At 72.9% G+C, this 16,425-nt stretch carries 19 protein-coding genes; 10 read left to right on the top strand and 9 right to left on the bottom strand.

Annotated features, from left to right (window positions below; all coding sequences use genetic code 11):
- Nucleotides 1–3: 3 nt before the first annotated feature.
- A complete protein-coding gene (locus O2W18_RS00490) occupies nt 4–213 on the bottom strand; it encodes a hypothetical protein (protein ID WP_269185629.1) in 210 nt (69 codons plus the stop codon).
- Nucleotides 214–368: 155 nt separating this feature from the next.
- Here O2W18_RS00490 and O2W18_RS00485 point away from each other — a divergent pair, with 155 nt between their 5' ends.
- Entirely contained in the window at nt 369–956 is a 588-nt protein-coding gene (locus tag O2W18_RS00485) for a GGDEF domain-containing protein (RefSeq protein ID WP_269185628.1), read from the top strand.
- A 14-nt stretch (nt 957–970) separates the two neighbouring features.
- On the opposite strand, the gene O2W18_RS00480 is transcribed toward O2W18_RS00485, so the two are convergent.
- The gene (locus O2W18_RS00480) at nt 971–1,870 is read right to left on the bottom strand and encodes a haloalkane dehalogenase (RefSeq protein WP_269185627.1); all 900 of its coding nucleotides are present in this window, start codon (nt 1,868–1,870) and stop codon (nt 971–973) included.
- Between the two features lie 135 nt (nt 1,871–2,005).
- Between O2W18_RS00480 and O2W18_RS00475 the strand changes: the two genes are divergently transcribed.
- Nucleotides 2,006–2,764, top strand: a complete 759-nt coding sequence (locus O2W18_RS00475; RefSeq protein ID WP_269185626.1) for a MerR family transcriptional regulator — start codon at nt 2,006–2,008, stop codon at nt 2,762–2,764.
- A gap of 487 nt (nt 2,765–3,251) precedes the next feature.
- Nucleotides 3,252–3,572 (top strand): hypothetical protein, encoded by a 321-nt coding sequence (locus O2W18_RS00470; protein ID WP_269185625.1) that lies wholly within the window; start codon nt 3,252–3,254, stop codon nt 3,570–3,572.
- 369 nt (nt 3,573–3,941) lie between these two features.
- Here O2W18_RS00470 and O2W18_RS00465 read toward each other — a convergent pair whose 3' ends face one another.
- The 3 genes from O2W18_RS00465 to O2W18_RS00455 all read right to left on the bottom strand — a co-directional run bounded on the left by O2W18_RS00465 (nt 3,942) and on the right by O2W18_RS00455 (nt 6,011).
- Nucleotides 3,942–4,292, bottom strand: coding sequence for a hypothetical protein (locus O2W18_RS00465; protein WP_269185624.1), 351 nt, complete (start codon nt 4,290–4,292; stop codon nt 3,942–3,944).
- Nucleotides 4,293–4,434: 142 nt separating this feature from the next.
- Nucleotides 4,435–5,475: a CU044_5270 family protein gene (locus O2W18_RS00460; protein ID WP_269185623.1), complete on the bottom strand. Its 1,041-nt coding sequence runs from the start codon at nt 5,473–5,475 to the stop codon at nt 4,435–4,437.
- On the bottom strand, nt 5,472–6,011 hold the full coding sequence (locus O2W18_RS00455; protein ID WP_269186723.1) for an RNA polymerase sigma factor: 540 nt from the start codon (nt 6,009–6,011) through the stop codon (nt 5,472–5,474). The genes O2W18_RS00460 and O2W18_RS00455 overlap by 4 nt, the downstream gene beginning before the upstream one ends.
- 683 nt (nt 6,012–6,694) lie before the next feature.
- Between O2W18_RS00455 and O2W18_RS00450 the strand changes: the two genes are divergently transcribed.
- The 4 genes from O2W18_RS00450 to O2W18_RS00435 all read left to right on the top strand — a co-directional run bounded on the left by O2W18_RS00450 (nt 6,695) and on the right by O2W18_RS00435 (nt 10,600).
- Nucleotides 6,695–7,066, top strand: a complete 372-nt coding sequence (locus tag O2W18_RS00450; protein WP_269185622.1) for a peptidase inhibitor family I36 protein — start codon at nt 6,695–6,697, stop codon at nt 7,064–7,066.
- A gap of 475 nt (nt 7,067–7,541) precedes the next feature.
- Complete coding sequence (locus O2W18_RS00445) at nt 7,542–7,691, top strand: hypothetical protein (protein ID WP_269185621.1); 150 nt, start codon at nt 7,542–7,544, stop codon at nt 7,689–7,691.
- 512 nt (nt 7,692–8,203) lie between these two features.
- On the top strand, nt 8,204–9,295 hold the full coding sequence (locus tag O2W18_RS00440) for an FUSC family protein (protein WP_269185620.1): 1,092 nt from the start codon (nt 8,204–8,206) through the stop codon (nt 9,293–9,295).
- A 57-nt stretch (nt 9,296–9,352) separates the two neighbouring features.
- Nucleotides 9,353–10,600: an MFS transporter gene (locus O2W18_RS00435; RefSeq protein WP_269185619.1), complete on the top strand. Its 1,248-nt coding sequence runs from the start codon at nt 9,353–9,355 to the stop codon at nt 10,598–10,600.
- A gap of 16 nt (nt 10,601–10,616) precedes the next feature.
- Here the strand turns inward: O2W18_RS00435 and O2W18_RS00430 are convergent, their stop codons facing one another.
- Nucleotides 10,617–11,411, bottom strand: coding sequence for a methyltransferase domain-containing protein (locus O2W18_RS00430; protein WP_269185618.1), 795 nt, complete (start codon nt 11,409–11,411; stop codon nt 10,617–10,619).
- A gap of 142 nt (nt 11,412–11,553) precedes the next feature.
- On the opposite strand from O2W18_RS00430, the gene O2W18_RS00425 reads away from it, so the two are divergent.
- Nucleotides 11,554–11,928, top strand: coding sequence for an STAS domain-containing protein (locus tag O2W18_RS00425; RefSeq protein ID WP_269185617.1), 375 nt, complete (start codon nt 11,554–11,556; stop codon nt 11,926–11,928).
- A 75-nt stretch (nt 11,929–12,003) separates the two neighbouring features.
- Nucleotides 12,004–12,432 (top strand): hypothetical protein, encoded by a 429-nt coding sequence (locus tag O2W18_RS00420; RefSeq protein WP_269185616.1) that lies wholly within the window; start codon nt 12,004–12,006, stop codon nt 12,430–12,432.
- Nucleotides 12,433–12,463: 31 nt separating this feature from the next.
- On the opposite strand, the gene O2W18_RS00415 is transcribed toward O2W18_RS00420, so the two are convergent.
- Together O2W18_RS00415 and O2W18_RS00410 are read right to left on the bottom strand one after the other, a co-directional pair.
- The gene (locus tag O2W18_RS00415; RefSeq protein WP_269185615.1) at nt 12,464–12,754 is read right to left on the bottom strand and encodes a DUF1540 domain-containing protein; all 291 of its coding nucleotides are present in this window, start codon (nt 12,752–12,754) and stop codon (nt 12,464–12,466) included.
- Nucleotides 12,755–12,863: 109 nt separating this feature from the next.
- Nucleotides 12,864–13,118: a hypothetical protein gene (locus tag O2W18_RS00410; protein ID WP_269185614.1), complete on the bottom strand. Its 255-nt coding sequence runs from the start codon at nt 13,116–13,118 to the stop codon at nt 12,864–12,866.
- 102 nt (nt 13,119–13,220) lie between these two features.
- Here O2W18_RS00410 and O2W18_RS00405 point away from each other — a divergent pair, with 102 nt between their 5' ends.
- Nucleotides 13,221–14,447, top strand: coding sequence for an arginine deiminase (locus O2W18_RS00405; protein WP_269185613.1), 1,227 nt, complete (start codon nt 13,221–13,223; stop codon nt 14,445–14,447).
- A 26-nt stretch (nt 14,448–14,473) separates the two neighbouring features.
- Here O2W18_RS00405 and O2W18_RS00400 read toward each other — a convergent pair whose 3' ends face one another.
- The gene (locus tag O2W18_RS00400) at nt 14,474–16,411 is read right to left on the bottom strand and encodes an alpha/beta hydrolase (RefSeq protein ID WP_269185612.1); all 1,938 of its coding nucleotides are present in this window, start codon (nt 16,409–16,411) and stop codon (nt 14,474–14,476) included.
- Nucleotides 16,412–16,425: the final 14 nt, after the last annotated feature.

The raw sequence follows: 16,425 nt of genomic DNA, 5'->3' as shown, positions 1-16,425 counted from the left end.
CGGTCAGCCGCCGCCCCCTCCCCCACCGCCGCCGAGCATCCAGCTGCTCCGGTTGACGGCGCCGCGGGCGTCCGGGGCAGCTGGGTCGTCGGGGCGCGCCGGGTCGTTGCCGTTGCGCCCGGCCGCGTTGCCGCGGCTGGAGGCCCGGACCCCCAGTCCGACGATCGCGAGCAGCAGCACCCCGATGACCACCAGCAGCAGGACCTCACCCATGCCAGCAGCCTAGGACGGCCGGGCGCTGCTCGCGGCTGCTCCGCGGCGGCACCCGGAGGGGGCAGACCTCGGCCGGGACGGTCAAGCGCCGGCGGGATCGCGTCGACTCCTCCTGTACGCCCGGCGCGCGGCCGGGAACGGAGCAGGGAGAGGTCATGCAGACGATCAGGCTCGAGGAGTCGCAGGACGTGCTGGTGCAGACGGCGGCGGTCGTCGCCGCCCAGCGCCAGTTCGCGCAGCGGCTGCGGCAGCGGACCGTGGCCGACCCGCTCACCGGCCTCCCGGTGCGCAGCCTGCTGATCGACCGGCTGGAGCTCGCCCTGGCCGCCGCCGGCCCGACCACCGGCCGGCTCGCCGTCCTCTCCTGCGACCTGGAAGGCATCGCCGTCCTGGAGGACACCCACGGCTCCGCCGTCGCCGACGCCGCCCGCGCCGAGGCGGCGGGCCGGCTGGTCGGCGCCGTGCGGCAAGGGGACGTCGTCGCCCGGATCAGCGCCCAGACGTTCGTGCTGCTGTGCCCTGGCCTCCAGATCGCCGAGGACGCGCAGGGCATCGCCCTGCGCGTCGCGGCCGCGTTCGACGCGCCGCTGCGGCCACGGCCGGGCGTCGAGCACCACGTGCGACTCAGCGTCGGGGTGGCACTCTCCGGCCGGGCCTCGACGCCGGAGTCGCTGGTCGCCTCGGCCAACGAGGCGATGACCTCGATCCAGCACGACCGCCAGGGCACCGGCCAGCACGGCTGACCCGCCGCCGCAGCTCAGCGCAGCGTCGGGATCCACTCCGCCAGCGCGCGGCCGATCTCCTCCGGTGAGTCCTCGGGCACGAAGTGCCCACCCGGCACGGTGACCTCGGTCAGCGCCGGCCACCGCCGGACCTTCTCGCGCTGGCGGCCGACCAGGATCGACCCCGGCTCGACGTTGACGAACAGCTTGGGCACGTCGCTGTGCGCCAGCCACTGGCCGTAGCGGTCGACGACGTCGTGCACGCCCGGCGGCACGTGCTCGATCGGGAGCTGCCGCGGCCACTCCAGCGTCGGCCAGCGGTCGGCGCGCTCCCGGAACGGCGCCCGGTACCGGTCGTGCGCCTCCGCGGACAGCCCGCGCCGCACCTCGGCGGCGAGGATCTTCTCCACGAACACGTTCTGGTCGAGGACCTTGCGCTCGCCGTCCGCCCCGCGCATCGCCTGGAACACCGGCTTCGCCGCCCGTGGCCAGTCCGCCCAGATCATCGGGGTGACGATCGCCTCCATGAAGGCGATGCCGCGCACGGCGTCGGGGTGCTGCGCGGCCCAGTCGAAGCCCAGTCCCGAGCCCCAGTCGTGCAGCACCAGGGTGACCCGCTCGGTGGCGCCGACGGTGTCCAGGAACTCGGCCAGGAACTGCGCGTGCCGGTCGAAGGAGTAGCTGCCCGGCCCCGGGTCGGCCAGCTTGCTCGACTCCCCCATGCCGATCAGGTCGGGGGCGAGACAGCGGCCCAGCTGCCGCACGTGCGGGATCACGTTGCGCCACAGGTAGGACGACGTCGGGTTGCCGTGCAGGAAGACGATCGGGTCGCCCTCCCCCACGTCGACGTAGGCCATCTCCTGGTCGGCGACCTGCACCCGCGAGCGCGGGAACGGGTCGTCGGCGGACACGGGCGTGCGGACGTCATCGGCCATGCCCTGAGGTCTCCCCCCCGTCCCCCCGTCCGAACCACCCACCACCACAAAGATGGCCATCTTGGTGGCTCGGGGGTTGCGCCTGACGCGACGTCAGGCTGTTGCGTGGTCTCCGTCAACGAGAGAGGAGGGGCGATGAGCTGGACGGTGGGCGAGCTGGCCCGGCTGGCCGGGGTCACGGTGCGCACGCTGCACCACTACGACCGGATCGGGCTGGTCCGGCCGAGCGAACGCACGTCGGCGGGCCACCGCAGCTACGACGTGCGGGACCTGGACCGGCTGCACCAGGTGCTCTTCTACCGCGAGCTCGGGTTCCCCCTCGACGAGGTCGCGACCCTGCTGGACGACCCCGACGCCGACCCCGCGGTGCACCTGCGCCGGCAGCACCGGCTGCTGCGGGACCGGCTCGAGCGCACGCAGGCGATGGTCGCGGCCGTGGAGAAGGAGATGGAGGCACGGCAGATGGGGATCTCCCTGACCCCGGAGGAACGGTTCGAGGTGTTCGGCGACTGGCTCCCGGAGGAGTACGCCGCCGAGGCCGAGGAGAGGTGGGGCGACACCGACGCCTGGGCACAGTCCCAGCGCCGGACGGCGGCGATGAGCAAGGAGGACTGGCTGCGGGTCAAGGCCGAGTCCGACGACGTCGAGCGCCGGTTCGCCGCCGCGCTGGTCGCCGGCGTGCCGGCCGACTCCACCGCGGCGCTGGACCTGGCCGAGGAGCACCGGCAGCAGATCAGCCGGCACTTCTACGACTGCTCGCCGGAGGTGCACGCCGGGCTCGGCCGGATGTACGTCGAGGACGAGCGGTTCACCGCGTACTACGAGCGGATCGCCCCGGGCCTGGCGCAGTACGTGAGCACCGCCGTCCAGGCCAACGCCGCCCGCCAGAGCTGAACCCGCCCGAGGGGCCAAAGTCGCGATCTTGGCCCCTCGGGTGCGGGACGGCCCCTCGGGCGAGCGACGACACGTTGCCCCCTGTGCCGTCGTCGGGGCAGTGGGCCGCATCCTGGTGATGAGGAAGAGGCCCGCGGCGCCGGCTTGGTGAACTTGTGCTGGTCACCACCGCCGGCGTCACCAGCGCCGGCCGGCTCCCCGACGCCCGCGCCGCCATCGAGAACCTCTCCGCCGCCGCGGCGTTGCTGCTGCGCCCCGTCTACGGCTCCCAGGCCTCCGCGTTCGCCGCCGTACTGCCCATCGGTTCGTGCTGCCCCGCCACCTGCGGGTGCCGGCCGAGATCCGGGAGTCCCCATGATCGGCCGCAGCAAGACCACCAAGACGACGTCGACGAGCACATCGACCACCGCTCCGAGTTCGCGGCCGGCCCGCGTGGCTGGGTCGGCCGCGACCGCGGACCGGCCAGCTATCTGCAGGCACCTGCTGGGTGTCGTGGTTCCAGCGCGGGAACCTGATCTCCCAGCCCTCGATGTCCGTCCTCGGCCGGCCTGGGCTGGGCGAGTCGACCATCGTCCGCCGGATGGCCCTGGGGCTGGCCGGCTACGGCGTGCAGCCGATGGTGCTCGGGGACCTGCGGCCGGACTACGTCGACCTCATCGAAGCCCTCGGCGGGCAGGTCCTCCGGCTGGTTGCCAGGACGTCGGTGGTGCGCCTGACGCACGGCAGCGGCGGTGGGCCGATAGTGGAGTGGCGTCACCACGCGATCCTGGTCGGCCACCGCGGCAGCTGCCGGTGCCCGACCACGTGACGGTCACCTCCTGGCACGACCTCGCCCTCTCCCTCGAAGACGAGCGATCGACGTCGCAGCAAGCGAGCCTCCCGTGGAGGGCGAGCTGAGATCGTCCTCGGCTAGAACGCTAGGACACGACCCTGACGCGGTCGGTCGGTTGGGCAATAGTTGGGGACCCCTCACAGCCTCGCACTGCCCAGGCGGACGGTGTCGAAGGCCGCAGCAGCTTCTGCGACGGCAGATCGCCGAAGGGGAGAAGCCCGCCCGCTCCCTGGGGTCTGGCCCTCGTAGCCGGGGGGGCAGCCACGGGTGGAGCTGCTGAACCGCCTGGAACGGTAGCTGCGGGTTGAGACGGAGGGGCGTCGTCTCGACGGCAAGAACTGAGCGCTAGTTGCGGCGGCTGCGGCTGACCGGGTTGGGGACCACGCCGGCGGCCCGGCCAACGACGACGACCGCGGGCCCCTCGGCACCGACGACACCCAGGTGCAGCAGCCAGTAGCCGGGCCACGCCAGCGGCTCCCAGACGCGCCACGCTGCGCGGAGCCACAGGGTGCCCCAGCTTGGGGTGGCCGGCTTGCCGGTGTCCATGTCCACGGGGTCGATGCTCAGTGGCCGGCCGCAGAACGCCCGAGCCCGCCACCAGGAGCCCCGGGCCGCCATGAGCAGGCCGTCGACCGGGCGCAGATCTCCAGCGGTGGCGGGACTGGCCGAAACGACCTCGTTGTCGGCCGTCGTCACAGCTTCATGTCACCGCCGTTCGCTTGTTGGTGGCCCAGCCCCTCATGCGGACCGCCCAGTGCCGATGAATGTCATCGGCACTGGGCAGTTGATACCTCACTCCCAGCGGATGACGTGCTCCGGAGTAGGCGTGTGGCGCTTCTCAGTCGAGGGAGCCGACGTAGGCCGCCTCCAGGTAGCTGGTGTAGCTGATGACTGAAGGAGCGCGGACGTTCAGTTCGCCAGCTGTCGTGGTGAGCATGGTTTCCGTGCCGAGCACACGGCCATCGCTGGGGTCGATGATGACGGTTCGACGCTCGGGGAGACCACCCATGCTGCTGTCCACGTGGACCGCCAGGCCAGTGCGCCCCGCCCGGTCGGTGACCATCCCGGTAGTGCTCAGGCCTGGGGTCTCGGCCAGGTACCGCAGGACCGCTGCTCGCACCGGGGGCTTGATCGGCTGCTCTCGGGTGAGGTCGGCTACGGCCACAAGCCGCTCTGCCGGCCCGTTGCTTGCGGGGTGCTCGGCACCCAGCTGGTCGGCAAGGGTCACCGGGTCAGAAGACAGGGAACCAAGGGGCCACATCAGCGCCCGACTCCCAGCGCCGCCTTCGACCGTCGTGATGTCGGTCTTGCCGCCGGGGAAGGCAAGCGCGGTGACGCTCTTCCCGCTGCCATCAGGTGCGGTCCACGACGTGAGTGTCTGGGGCACGACTTCGCTGCTCACTCGCTCCCCATCGATGCGGGTGAAGAGGTTCCAGCTCTCGGTGCGGATCCGGGCGTACATGCCTTGGCCGGTGTCATCCGGTGCTCCTGCTGCCCGCTCGGCGATGGTGCGCAGCAGCTCTGGTGCACTAGCGGATGCAGACAGCCCAGCAGCGGCGAAGGCGTCATCGCCCAGAACGGTGAGCTGGTCTGGGGTCGCCGCGTAGGCAGTCTGCCCCCCGCCTCCTGGAGAGAAGGTCATCAAGGCGATCACGGCGATGGCGAGGACGGCCGCAACGAGACCGGCGATCGCCCATCGGGGACGAGGAAGGGCCGCCCTCCCCAGCGTCGGCGCTGGGAAAGTGCGCGGGGCTGGGGCTTGCTGAGGAGTGGCCAGGATGCCCTTGAGGTCACCTACGGCCCGGGCGTCCAGCTCGCGCGTCATCGTCACTGGGTTCTCCGCTCGGAGCTGGTCGTGGAGGAGCTTGTGCTGGTTCATGCCGTCTCCTTGAACGAATGCACCGGGCTGGGGTTCGACTGGTGCGCGGGACTGGGTTCCTGCAGGTGTTGGGCGAGTCGCCGGCGAGCCCGGTGGAGCCGGACCCGCGCCGTAGCCGTCGAACACCCGATGACCTTCGCGATCGTGGCCGCATCTAGGTCTTCCCATGCGCTGAGCATCAACAGCTCACGATCACCGGCGGAAAGCCGTCTCAGCGCCTGCGTCATGTCCGCCGATACCGCCACCACGTCGGCGTGATCAGCGAAGAGCTGGTCGCTGACCGTCGAAAGCTTGGCGGCGGTGCGGTCCTGTCGGCGGGAGGAGCGGGCCTGTCCGCGCAGAACCAGGCTGGCCGTCTTGATCAGGTAGGCGATGGGGTCGTCAGGAACGCTGTCTGGCCGACGCCAAGCCACGAGGAAGGTCTCGGCCGCGGCATCGCGTGCGGTCTCAGGCGCTGCGCGCCGCAGGCAGTAGGCCAGCACCTCGCCGTAGTGGGCGGCGTACAGCGCGCTGAACCGCTCTTGTGCTGGCGTCATCGGGCTCACACTCCCTCATGGCCGAATGGGACCGACGCGTTACACCGCTGGGCGAAATGATCCCAAGTCCCGGTCGCTCGGGGCCCGTCGAGCGCGCCGACGATGTACACACTCAATAGACGACGTACACACTTAGTAGCAGTGGGCGGCGTACGCGCACTGAACCGCTCTTGTGCTGGCGTCATCGGGCTCGCGCTCCCTCATGGCCGGATGGGACCGACGCGTTACACCGCTGGGCGAAATGATCCCAAGTCCCGGTCGCTCGGGGCCTGTCGAGCGGCGCCGACGATGTACACACGTAGTAGTGGTCCGTTGACGCCTAGGTGGCGAATCCGCCAGTGTTGCCGGGCGCGCACAGTTCCCGTTCCCGAAGCCAGGAATGGTCCAATCATGCGTAGGTTTCGCTCCCTCGCCGTGGTCATTGCCGCGGTTGCATTCGCAACGATCACTGGCACCACTGCCGCCTCGGCAGCGCCCTCCCAAGCGGCCCTGATGGCCACGGTCCACAACGAGGCGCTGCCCGTCCAGACGCGCATCGACGCCCAGCTCCAGCTGACCCCCGGTGGCACCCAGATCAGTGCCAACGAGGTCGGCTGGGAGAACGGGCAGGTCCTCGTTTCCTTCCCCGCCAAGGGAGCACGCACAGCTCCCACGATGAGCGCGCAGCCCAGGAGACCGCCGGGATGGTGCCGGCGGGCACGGCCGCGGAGAAGTCCGCTTCGGTCCAAGCAGTCGCCGCAGCCTCGGTCGGAAACTGCCCCACGGTGACGTTCGGCAACGACTGGTACTGCTTCTACGAGAACAGCAACTACGGCGGCCGCCGGCTGCAGTGGTCCGACTCCTACCCTTACCCCGGGGTGAAGTTCCAGGACTACGGCTTCCAGTACCAGTTGTCCTCGTGGGTGAACGGTGGAGGTAAGTACATCGACGTGTACTACCTCACCACCCCCTACGCCGAGATCCGAACCCTCTTCACTGCGCCCCCCCACACTTCTTCGACCTCCATGTCCGCCAACCAGAACGACCGCGCGTCCGGCTTCTGGACGAGGGGTTGAATCGTTGCCAGGCTAGAACTGGCCTCTAGGTGGACGCCGTCAACGTCCACTGGAGCAATTGAATGGCAACGCAGCACGATCCGGGGAGAGTGGCTCTACAATCTCCCCGGGTCGTGCTGCGCAAATACTGGCGGTATCGCATCGCGGATCAGTCTGCTATGGAACATCTCTAGTCAGAGAACCTGCGCCGCCCGCGTTCTGGCAGGCATGCCTACTCCTCACCGCCGGAGGCGCGCGGGGAGGCAAGCAGGTAGTTGGGCGAACGGTCGAGTGTGCCGGCTGCGGTCACGACCCAGAGCGTCCTGAACGTCTTGCAGCGCAGCACCCAGCTTCGCAGCGCCTCGGTGGCGAAGGAGCGAGTACGGCGGCCCTCCGCCCCCGCCCGACGACGATGGCTTCAGGACGGTGCGGCCATCGAGCTCGAAGCCAGCCTCACCGGGTTCGAGGCGAAGGGCAGCGTCTCGACCGCGTCCTGTTGATCGCGGCCGCGCTGGCCATCTCCGGGGCCATCCTCTGGGCGGCCGGGGCGGCCGCACCGGGCATCGCACCGATGCGTCTGGGGCTCATCATCCCCGCCGTCTCGCGCTTCGCCGTCGGCCGCAAGATCAACGATCAGCGCAAGTAGGCCGAGGAAGGCGGCAGAGGGACGACGGCGCTCGAACCTCGGAGCCGCCGCATCTGAAGCCCAGGGCGATTCGTAAGCCGATGTGCCTTGCTGACAGATGCAGAGAGCTGACGGCTACTGCGCCAGCAGGCCCATCGCTCCGTCCGCAGGACGCCCCCCCGACCGTGGCACCGCAACGCCGTGGAGCCGCCGGCGATTGAGGCGACCGTGCTCGGTACAACACAAAGGAGGTCATGTTGTATCCGCCGTCGTCCCGCTGACGGCCTGCCCGAAGGTGGCCGCGCGGCCGCCGAGCTCAGCCACGATGGATGGCGGGTGCACGCGAGCGGCCCTCACCGGCAGTGCGTGCGGTGTCCGCGGCCAGCCGAGCCGTGCCGGGTCCGACTTCGAGCCATGCCCGACCTCGGGCAAGGGCGCGACTTCGGCCCCTTAGGTGCGGGACGGCCCCTCGGGCGAGGGACGTCACGTCCCCCCAGCGCCGCTGTCCGGACGGTGGGCCGCATCCTGGTCGGGTGGGTTCGGTGATCGGGCGACTACAGCAGCCCTGGGTGCAGCGGATGGTCCGGGCGGCGCTGGCGGCCGGGCTGTCCTGGCAGGTGGCCGTGCTGCTGCCGCCGATGCTGTCGGAGTACGCCTACTACGCGCCGCTGGGTGCGGTCATCGCGGTCAGCCCGACGATCGCCGACTCCGCCTCGGCGGCGTGGCGCAGCCTCGCCGCCATCCTGGTGGGCTTCGCCCTGGCCGTCGTGGTCTACGAGGTCACCCGGGCGGTGCCGAACGCGCTGACCATCGCGCTGATCGTCGCCCTGGCGATCGTGGTCGAGCAGTGGCGGTCGCTGTTCCGCGAGCAGGCCAGCTGGGTCAGCTTCGCCGCCGTCCTGATGCTGACGGTCGGGACGTCGGACCCGGCCGAGTACGCCCTCCGCTACGCCGGGCTCACCCTGCTGGGCGCCGTGATCGGCGTCCTGGTGACGACGGCGCTGTTCCCGCCGCTGCAGCTGACCACCGCCGTCGAACGGATCGCCCGGACCCGGGAGACGCTGGCCGCCCACCTGGAGACGATCGCCGTGGCGCTGCGCAACGGGCAGCTCCCGGCCCCGCACGAGTGGGAGGAGCAGGGCGAGGCGCTGGACACCGCCCTGGAGCAGATGCGCCGGGCCGAGACACAGGTCGAGCGGGCCCGGCGGGCGAACCCGCGGGCGAACCGGTGGCAGGGCACAGCCGGCAGCGTCCGGGCGCAGTCCCGCGCGCTCGACCGCGTCGCCGTCCTGGTCGACGACCTCACCACGCTCGTCGTGGAGTTCCAACCGCACCGGCGCGGGCTGGACCGGGTGGACGACGGCACCGGCTGGGTCCTCGCCGACGCACTGGAGGGCCTGGCCGGTGTGGTGCGGCTCCCCTTCCACGCCGCCGAGGACCAGCCCGACGACCGGGACGCCGCGATCGCCACCGCGGTGTCGGCGTCGAACCGGCTGACCGCGCTGCTGCGCAGCTCCGAGATCGCCGACGACGAGGGCTTCTTCGCCCTCGGCGCGGTCACCGTCGGGATGCACCGGTCGCTGCAGACGCTCGAGGCGCACGTCCGCTTCCCCGCGCCTGCCTGACGCCCGGAGCGGAAACCGGACGACGCCGTCCCTGAGCACGGCTAAGGTCTGGCGTTCGTGAGCCGCATCGGTCAGGTCCTGGTCCCGGCGCGGCTCGGCACCAGCTTCCGCTGGCTGCTGGCCTCCTCCTGGACGACGAACCTCGGGGACGGGGTCGCGCTGGCCGCCGGGCCCCTGCTGGTCGCCTCGCTCACCCGGGACGCGTTCCTGGTGGCGCTGGCCGCGACGGTGCAGTGGCTGCCGCCGCTGCTGTTCGGCCTCGTCGCCGGGGCGCTGACCGACCGGCTGGACCGGCGGCTGATCGTGCTGACCGTCGACCTCGCCCGCGCCGTCGTCCTCACCGTGCTGACCCTGGCGGTGGCCACCGACCGGGTGTCCATCGCCGCGGTGCTGGCAGCGCTGTTCCTGCTCGCCACCGCCGAGGTGTTCGCCGACAACAGCTCGCAGACGCTGGTGCCCATGCTGGTGGCCCGGGAGGACCTGGCGGTCGCCAACGGGCGGCTGCAGACCGGGTTCATCACGGTGAACCAGCTCGCCGGCCCACCGTTGGGGGCCGCGCTGTTCACCGTCGGTGCGGCGTGGGCGCTGGGTGTGCAGGCGGTGCTGGTGGCCCTCGGGGCGGTGCTGGTCACCCGGGTCCTGCTGCCCGCCCGGGAGCGCGTCGCGGACCGACGGACGGCGATGCGGCACGACATCGCCGAGGGGCTGCGCTGGGCGCGGCACCACGCCGCCGTCCGCACCCTGGTGCTGACCATCACCATCTTCAACGTCACCTTCGGCGCCGCCTGGTCGGTGCTGGTGCTCTACGCCACCGAGCGGATCGGGCTGGGTGAGATCGGCTTCGGGCTGGTGACCACCGTCGGTGCGGTCGGGGGCATCGTCGGCGGCCTGACGTACGGCTGGATCACCCGCCGGGTCAGCCTGGGGGACCTGATGCGGATCGGCCTGGTCGTGGAGACGCTGACCCACCTCGCGCTGGCCCTGACCACGAGTGCGTGGGTCGCCCTGCCGGTCTTCTTCGTGTTCGGGGCGCACGCCTTCATCTGGGGGACGACGTCGGTCGCCGTCCGGCAGCGGGCGGTGCCGGCGGCGCTGCAGGGCCGGGTGGGCAGCGTCAACGTGGTGGGCGTCTACGGCGGGCTGGTGGTCGGCTCGGGCCTCGGCGGGGTGCTCGCCCAGCACTGGGGCGTGACCGCCCCGTTCTGGTTCGCCTTCGCCGGGTCGGCCGTGTTCGTGGTGCTCATCTGGCGCTCGCTGCGGCACATCGCCCACGCCGACGAGCAGCCGGTGCCCGCGCCGATCTGACCCGTGCCGAGGGGCGTCACACCCGGATGAGCAGCTCCCCGTGCAGCATGCCCAGCCAGCCGTCGTCGGCCTCCGCCCAGTGCAGCCAGGCCGCCGCGATCGTCTCCAGCTCGCCCGGGGTGGCGAGCCCGGCGCCCACGGCCTGTTCGGCGAAGGCCGAGGCGGTCGCCCGCCCGGCCCAGGACCGCGCCCACCAGGCCCGCTCGTCGGGGGTCGCGAAGCACCAGGCCGACGTCGTGGCCACGGTCTCCCGCAGCCCGGCGGCGTGCGCCCAGGACCGCAGCCGCCGGCCGGCGTCCGGCTCGGCCCCGTTGGCCCGGGCCACCTGCTGGTAGAGGTCCAGCCAACGGTCCAGCCCCGCGGACGCCGGGAACCAGGTGGTGGCGGCGTAGTCGACGTCGCGGACGGCGATCAGCCCACCGGGCCGGCAGACCCGGCCCATCTCGCGCAGCGCGGCGACCGGGTCGGTCAGGTGCTGGAGCACCTGGTGGGCGTGCACGACGTCGAAGGAGTCGTCGGCGGCGGCCAGCGCGTAGCCGTCGCCCACCCCGAACTCCACCGCCACGCCGGCCCGCTCGGCCAGCGCCCGCGCCTCCGCGAGCGGCGCGGGCGACACGTCGAGCCCGACCACCCGCCCCGGCATCACCCGGGCCGCGAGGTCGACGGTGATCGTGCCCGGGCCGCAGCCCACGTCGAGGACGTCGAGCCCCGGGCGGAGCCAGGGCAGCAGGTACCCCGCCGAGTTCTCCGCCGTCCGCCACCGGTGTGCCTGCAGGACCGGCTCGGCGTGCCCGTGCGTGTACGTGTCCACCCCGTCACCCTGCACCGTCGGACCAGAGAGTGGAAAACCCTTCCCGCTGCGTGGACAGGATCGGGGTGGCGCGCGCACCGCCACCAGGCCGTCGGCACCGACCGAGCACGTTTCGGCAGCTCGACAGGGGTACCGGTGCTGTGTGTCCAGCGGCCTCGATCCTGCCGCCGGCGAGGTGGTCCCGGGCGAGGACGAGACCGGTCCGCTGCTGCGGCTCTCCGGCCGCATCGACCGGGAGGTGGTGCGCCGCTTCCGGTTGCTGGTCCCACCGTCGGACTGGCCGGACCGGGCAGACCTCGCCGCGGTCACCGCGATCGACGCGGCGGGGCTGCAGCTGCTGGTGCACCTGAGCCGCAAGCCGGAGCGCCGCGGGGGACGACTGCGGCTGCTGGCCGTGCCCGCCGAGCTGCAGCCGGCGCTGACGCGAGCCGGGCTGTCCCGGCTGCTGCCCCGGGACGGCGCCGCCTCCCCCGCCGCCGAAGCCGCCACGGACCCGGACCGGCCAGCGCGCTCCTGACCGCCCTCGGCGGGTGACTGGCGCCGGGCGACCCGGTCAGGTTAGCCTCGCCTCACTCGACGCGAGGATGGTGTGATGGGTCTGCGACTGCCGGTCGGCGGCGTGACGGTGCTGCTGGGTCCCGCTGGGGCACGGGCGGCGACCATGGCCGCCCTGGACCCGGGCAGCGCCCGGTGCGCCGGAGGGCACGCCTCCCTCGCCGTGACCCGGCTGACCGCCGCCCCCGGCGACAGCGTGCAGCAGCGGCTGGACGACGTCGAGGGCGCGCGCACCGGGCCGGCGTCCGTCGTCCTGGTCGACCACCTGACCGATGGCCTGGCCGCCGACGACCGACGCACCGTGCTCGCCGCGCTGCGGCCGGTCGCGGCCGCGGGCCGCGCCGTCCTCGTGGACGACGGCGACCCGATCGCGGCGCTCTCGGTCTCCGACACCGTGCTGCGCACGCCCGCGCTGGCCCTGGAGCCGGTGGCCGGCGCCGACGAGCTGGAGCAGCTGGTCGCGTGAGCCGGCACCCCCGCGGGGACGCCGGCGGGGGTCAGCGGGTGCTGTAGGTGAGGCAGTCTGCCGCGTCAGTGCCCGAGCCGACCTGCACGGCGGACGCGCGGCACTCGAGGGCCTCGTTGTGCACGCAGTCCGAGCGGTGGCAGGCGCCGACGACGCCGGTCCGCTCGAGCCCGGCACGGAACGAGATCTCGACGAAGGTGCCGCAGTGGGCGTGGTCGCCGCCGACGGTGATGGCGCCGGCGTGGCAGGCGTGGTCGGCGTTGTACGAACAGCTGTCGACCGAGCAGTCCTGCACCTGGGGCATGTCCAGCATCTGGGTCATGACCCGAGGTTGACAGCTCCGCGGGACGCCCGCCAGCCAGGAGAGGCTGCCCTGATCGGGGGGCGCGGCCCTGACCAGGCGCGCTCCGATCAGCGGCCCGACACGCCGGTCAGCCCCGCGGGCGCCGGCCGGGTGGCGGGAGCCTGGCCGCCAGGGCACGGGCGGCGAAGCCCCCCACGACGGCAGCCGCGACGAGCACCAGCAGCAGCCCGGCCGATCCGATCTGCTCCACCTGGAAGACGCCCAGCAGGAACAGCACCAGGGCGGCCACGAGCAGCGACAGGCCCGCGGACAGCAGCACGACGAGCCAGCGCGGCTGCCCGCCCCCGGCGGCCGACGGAGGGGGGTGGTCGGCAGGTGTCACCGCCGCAGTCCACCACGACCGCCGGCTCCCCGGCGGGACCGCACCGGCGGACTCACCCGTTCCGGGCTGGCCGACCCGAGCAAGATCCAGCAGGCTCGGGCCATGCCCGCCCCGATCCCCGTGACCCCCGGCGTGACCAGCGAGGTCGGCCGGCTCCGCACCGTGCTCCTGCACCGCCCCGGCGCCGAGCTGCGCCGGCTCACCCCGCGCAACAACGACGAGCTGCTCTTCGACGGCGTCCCCTGGGTGGCGCGCGCGCAGGAGGAGCACGACGCGTTCGCCGCGGCGCTCACCGAGCGCGGGGTGGAGGTGCTGCACCTGGACCGACTGCTGGCCGAGGTGATGGCGCTGCCGGCCGCCCGCGCGGAGGTCATCGCCGCCGCCGTCGACGACCCGCGGCTGGGCGCCACCCTGCAGCACGCCACGACCGCCCACCTGGACGGCCTGGCGCCCGAGGACCTCGCCACGGCGCTGATCACCGGGGTCGCGCACGACGAGCTGCGCGGCGGCCGCGGGCTGGCCTACGAGCTGATGGGGCGCGGGGACTTCGTCGTCCCGCCGCTGCCCAACCTGATGTTCACCCGCGACTCCTCGGTGTGGGTCGGCGGGCAGGTGGCCGTCACCTCGCTGGCCATGCCGGCCCGCGACCGGGAGAGCGCGCTGACCGCGGCGCTGTACACCCACCACCCTCGGTTCGCCGGTGTCGAGCAGCTCTACGGCCCGCACCTGGAGCACCTGGAGGGCGGCGACGTGCTGCTGCTGTCCCCGGGCGTCGTCGCCGTCGGGGTGGGCGAGCGGACCACGCCCGGCGGCGCGGAGCGACTGGCCCGGCGGGTGTTCGCCCGCGGGCTGGCCCACACGGTGCTCGTCGTCCCGATCGCCCAGCAGCGGGCCACCATGCACCTGGACACCGTCGCCACCATGGTCGACGTCGACGCGATGGTCATGTACCCGGCGATCGCCGACCACCTGCAGGCCTGGACCGTGACGGCCGGGGACGCGTCCCCCGACACGGCCGAGCTGTCGGTCGAGGGCCCGCAGCCGTTCCTGATCGCCGCCGCGCAGGCGATGGGGATCGACCGGTTGCGGGTGATCGACACCGGGCTCGACCCGGTGACCGCCGAGCGGGAGCAGTGGGACGACGGCAACAACACCCTCGCGCTGGCCCCGCGGCTCGCCGTCGCCTACGAGCGGAACACGGTCACCAACGCCGCCCTGGAGGCCGCCGGGATCGAGGTCATCGCGATCGCGGGGTCGGAGCTGGGCAGCGGCCGGGGCGGCCCGCGGTGCATGAGCTGCCCGGTGCTGCGCGACGCCGTCCCGGCGTAGCCCGGTCGGTCAGGCGGCGGGGTCGGTCAGGCGCCGGGGTCGAAGGCCTCCACCGCGGGGTCGAAGACCTGGTCCCGGTAGACGTCGCTGCGCGCCGGGCTCGCGGCCAGCTGCACCACGGCGAGCCCGGCCGGGGTGTCGGCCAGGGCCAGGTCGACCCGCTGTCCGAGGTCGTCGAGCCGGTAGACGTCCCAGGTGGCCGCCCCGGTCTCACGCTGGTCCACCGGCTCGAGGGGCTGACCGGTGCCCAGCTGCCCGGCCACCTGCTGGAGCACCTGGTCGGCCGTCGCCCCGGGCACCACCTGCTGCACCAGCGAGACCAGCGGCGACTGCTGGAACGCCCCGGGGAGCACCTCGGACCACCCCTCCGGCCGGAGACCGGCGACGCCCAGCTCCTCGCTCTCCCAGGCCGTCATCTCCACCTGCACGGCCTCCGGGGTGAAGGCGGGGAGCTCGACGTCGTCGACGCAGGAGGCGTCCGGCTCGCTGTCCGGGTCGGCGAGGAAGTCGCGGGTCAGCTGAACGGCACACTCGTGGGTCCCCACCGAGCCGTGCCCGGTCGACGGGAACTCGACGAAGACGCTGTCGTCGAGGTCCGCGGCCAGCTGCGCGCCCCACCGCGGTGGGGTGATCGGGTCGAGCTCTCCGGCCAGCACGAGGGTGGGGATGTCGCTGGTCAGCGCCTCGTTCTCCGCCGGGCCGGGCTCGCCGGCGTCCCAGTCGGCGCAGACGTCGAAGATGGCCGGTCCCATCGTGGGCGCGTTGGCGAAGAAGCTCTCGACGAGGGGGTGCTCGGCGGCCGCCGCCGCCACCAGCTCCCGGTCGCTGAAGCTGATCTCCTCCTCGCACTGCACGGCCAGCTGCTGGCCGACGCTGACCAGGTCCAGCTGCTGGGCGAAGGCGCCGAGCAGCAGGCCGATCGTGCCGAAGTCGTCGTTCGCCGCCGCCTCGACGATCTCCGGGAGGAACGGGATCAGCTCGGTCGAGTACATGCTCTGGAACAGGAACCCGACGAGGCCGGCGCCGTCCAGCGGGCCCTCCACCCGCTCGCCCGTCATCGGGTCGAGCACCGTGACCGTCGCCGGCTCGGCGTCCAGCTCCGCGACGAGGTCGGTGACGGTCTGCTCCAGGCCGGGGTACTGCTCGGCGCACCCGGCGTCGGCGGCGCAGGCGGCGAACAGCCCCTCCAGGGCCCGGGCGGCGTTGCCCGGCGTCTCCTCGTAGAGGTCGGCGTCGATCGGGTACGAGGCGTCGAGCACCACCGCCCGGATGCCCTCGGGGTGGTCGCGCATGGCGGTCTGTGCCAGCCGCGTGCCGTAGGAGATCCCGTAGAGGTCCCACTCCTCGTGGCCCAGCGCCCGGCGCAGGTCCTCGAGGTCGGCGGCGGAGGCGGCGCTGTCGTAGTCGTCGAAGTCGACGCCCTCGTCGACCAGCCGCTGCCGGCACTCGTCCAGCGCGGCGGTGGCCTGGGCCGCCAGCTCCTCGACCGGCTCGTCGGAGCCCAGCGACTCCCGCACCCACGAGCTGTACTCCTCGCAGGCCAGCGAGGGCTCGGTCAGCCCGGTCCCCCGCTGGTCGAGCAGGATCAGGTCCCGCTCCTGGGCGAGCGGCTCGTACAGCTCACCGAACGCCAGCGGCACGATCTCCAGCGCACCCTGGCCCGGCCCGCCGGAGAGGTAGACGAGCGGTTCCTCCGCCGGGTCCTCGGCGGCCGCGGCGACCACGCCGAAGGCCAGGCTGACCGTGCCGGCGCCCGGGTCGTCGCGGTCGGCCGGCACCTCGAGGGTGCCGCACTCGATGTCGACCCCGGCCGGGACGTCGAACCCGCAGGCGCCCCACTCGACCTCGCCGGGGGCGGCGGTCGCCGTCGTCCCCCCTGCCTCCGCGCTGTCGTCCTCGCCGTCACCGGTACAGCCGGCCAGGACGAGGACGGCGAGCGGCACCAGGGCCAGGCGACGGTCCATGGGTCTCCTCCGTG

This window comes from Modestobacter sp. VKM Ac-2983 (genome assembly GCF_026967885.1).
Lineage (GTDB): Bacteria > Actinomycetota > Actinomycetes > Mycobacteriales > Geodermatophilaceae > Modestobacter.
The sequence above is the reverse complement of the archived record's forward strand: the minus strand, read 5'-3'. Positions and strand labels throughout refer to the sequence as shown.

Coding starts and splice junctions, on each gene's coding strand:
- O2W18_RS00405 (WP_269185613.1), top strand. CDS start 13,221: ATGCCCGCCCCGATCCCCGTGACCCCCGGCGTGACCAGCGAGGTCGGC.
- O2W18_RS00480 (WP_269185627.1), bottom strand. CDS start 1,870: ATGGCCGATGACGTCCGCACGCCCGTGTCCGCCGACGACCCGTTCCCG.
- O2W18_RS00485 (WP_269185628.1), top strand. CDS start 369: ATGCAGACGATCAGGCTCGAGGAGTCGCAGGACGTGCTGGTGCAGACG.
- O2W18_RS00490 (WP_269185629.1), bottom strand. CDS start 213: ATGGGTGAGGTCCTGCTGCTGGTGGTCATCGGGGTGCTGCTGCTCGCG.
- O2W18_RS00475 (WP_269185626.1), top strand. CDS start 2,006: ATGAGCTGGACGGTGGGCGAGCTGGCCCGGCTGGCCGGGGTCACGGTG.
- O2W18_RS00400 (WP_269185612.1), bottom strand. CDS start 16,411: ATGGACCGTCGCCTGGCCCTGGTGCCGCTCGCCGTCCTCGTCCTGGCC.
- O2W18_RS00415 (WP_269185615.1), bottom strand. CDS start 12,754: ATGACCCAGATGCTGGACATGCCCCAGGTGCAGGACTGCTCGGTCGAC.
- O2W18_RS00450 (WP_269185622.1), top strand. CDS start 6,695: ATGGTGCCGGCGGGCACGGCCGCGGAGAAGTCCGCTTCGGTCCAAGCA.
- O2W18_RS00460 (WP_269185623.1), bottom strand. CDS start 5,475: ATGAACCAGCACAAGCTCCTCCACGACCAGCTCCGAGCGGAGAACCCA.
- O2W18_RS00455 (WP_269186723.1), bottom strand. CDS start 6,011: ATGACGCCAGCACAAGAGCGGTTCAGCGCGCTGTACGCCGCCCACTAC.
- O2W18_RS00420 (WP_269185616.1), top strand. CDS start 12,004: ATGGGTCTGCGACTGCCGGTCGGCGGCGTGACGGTGCTGCTGGGTCCC.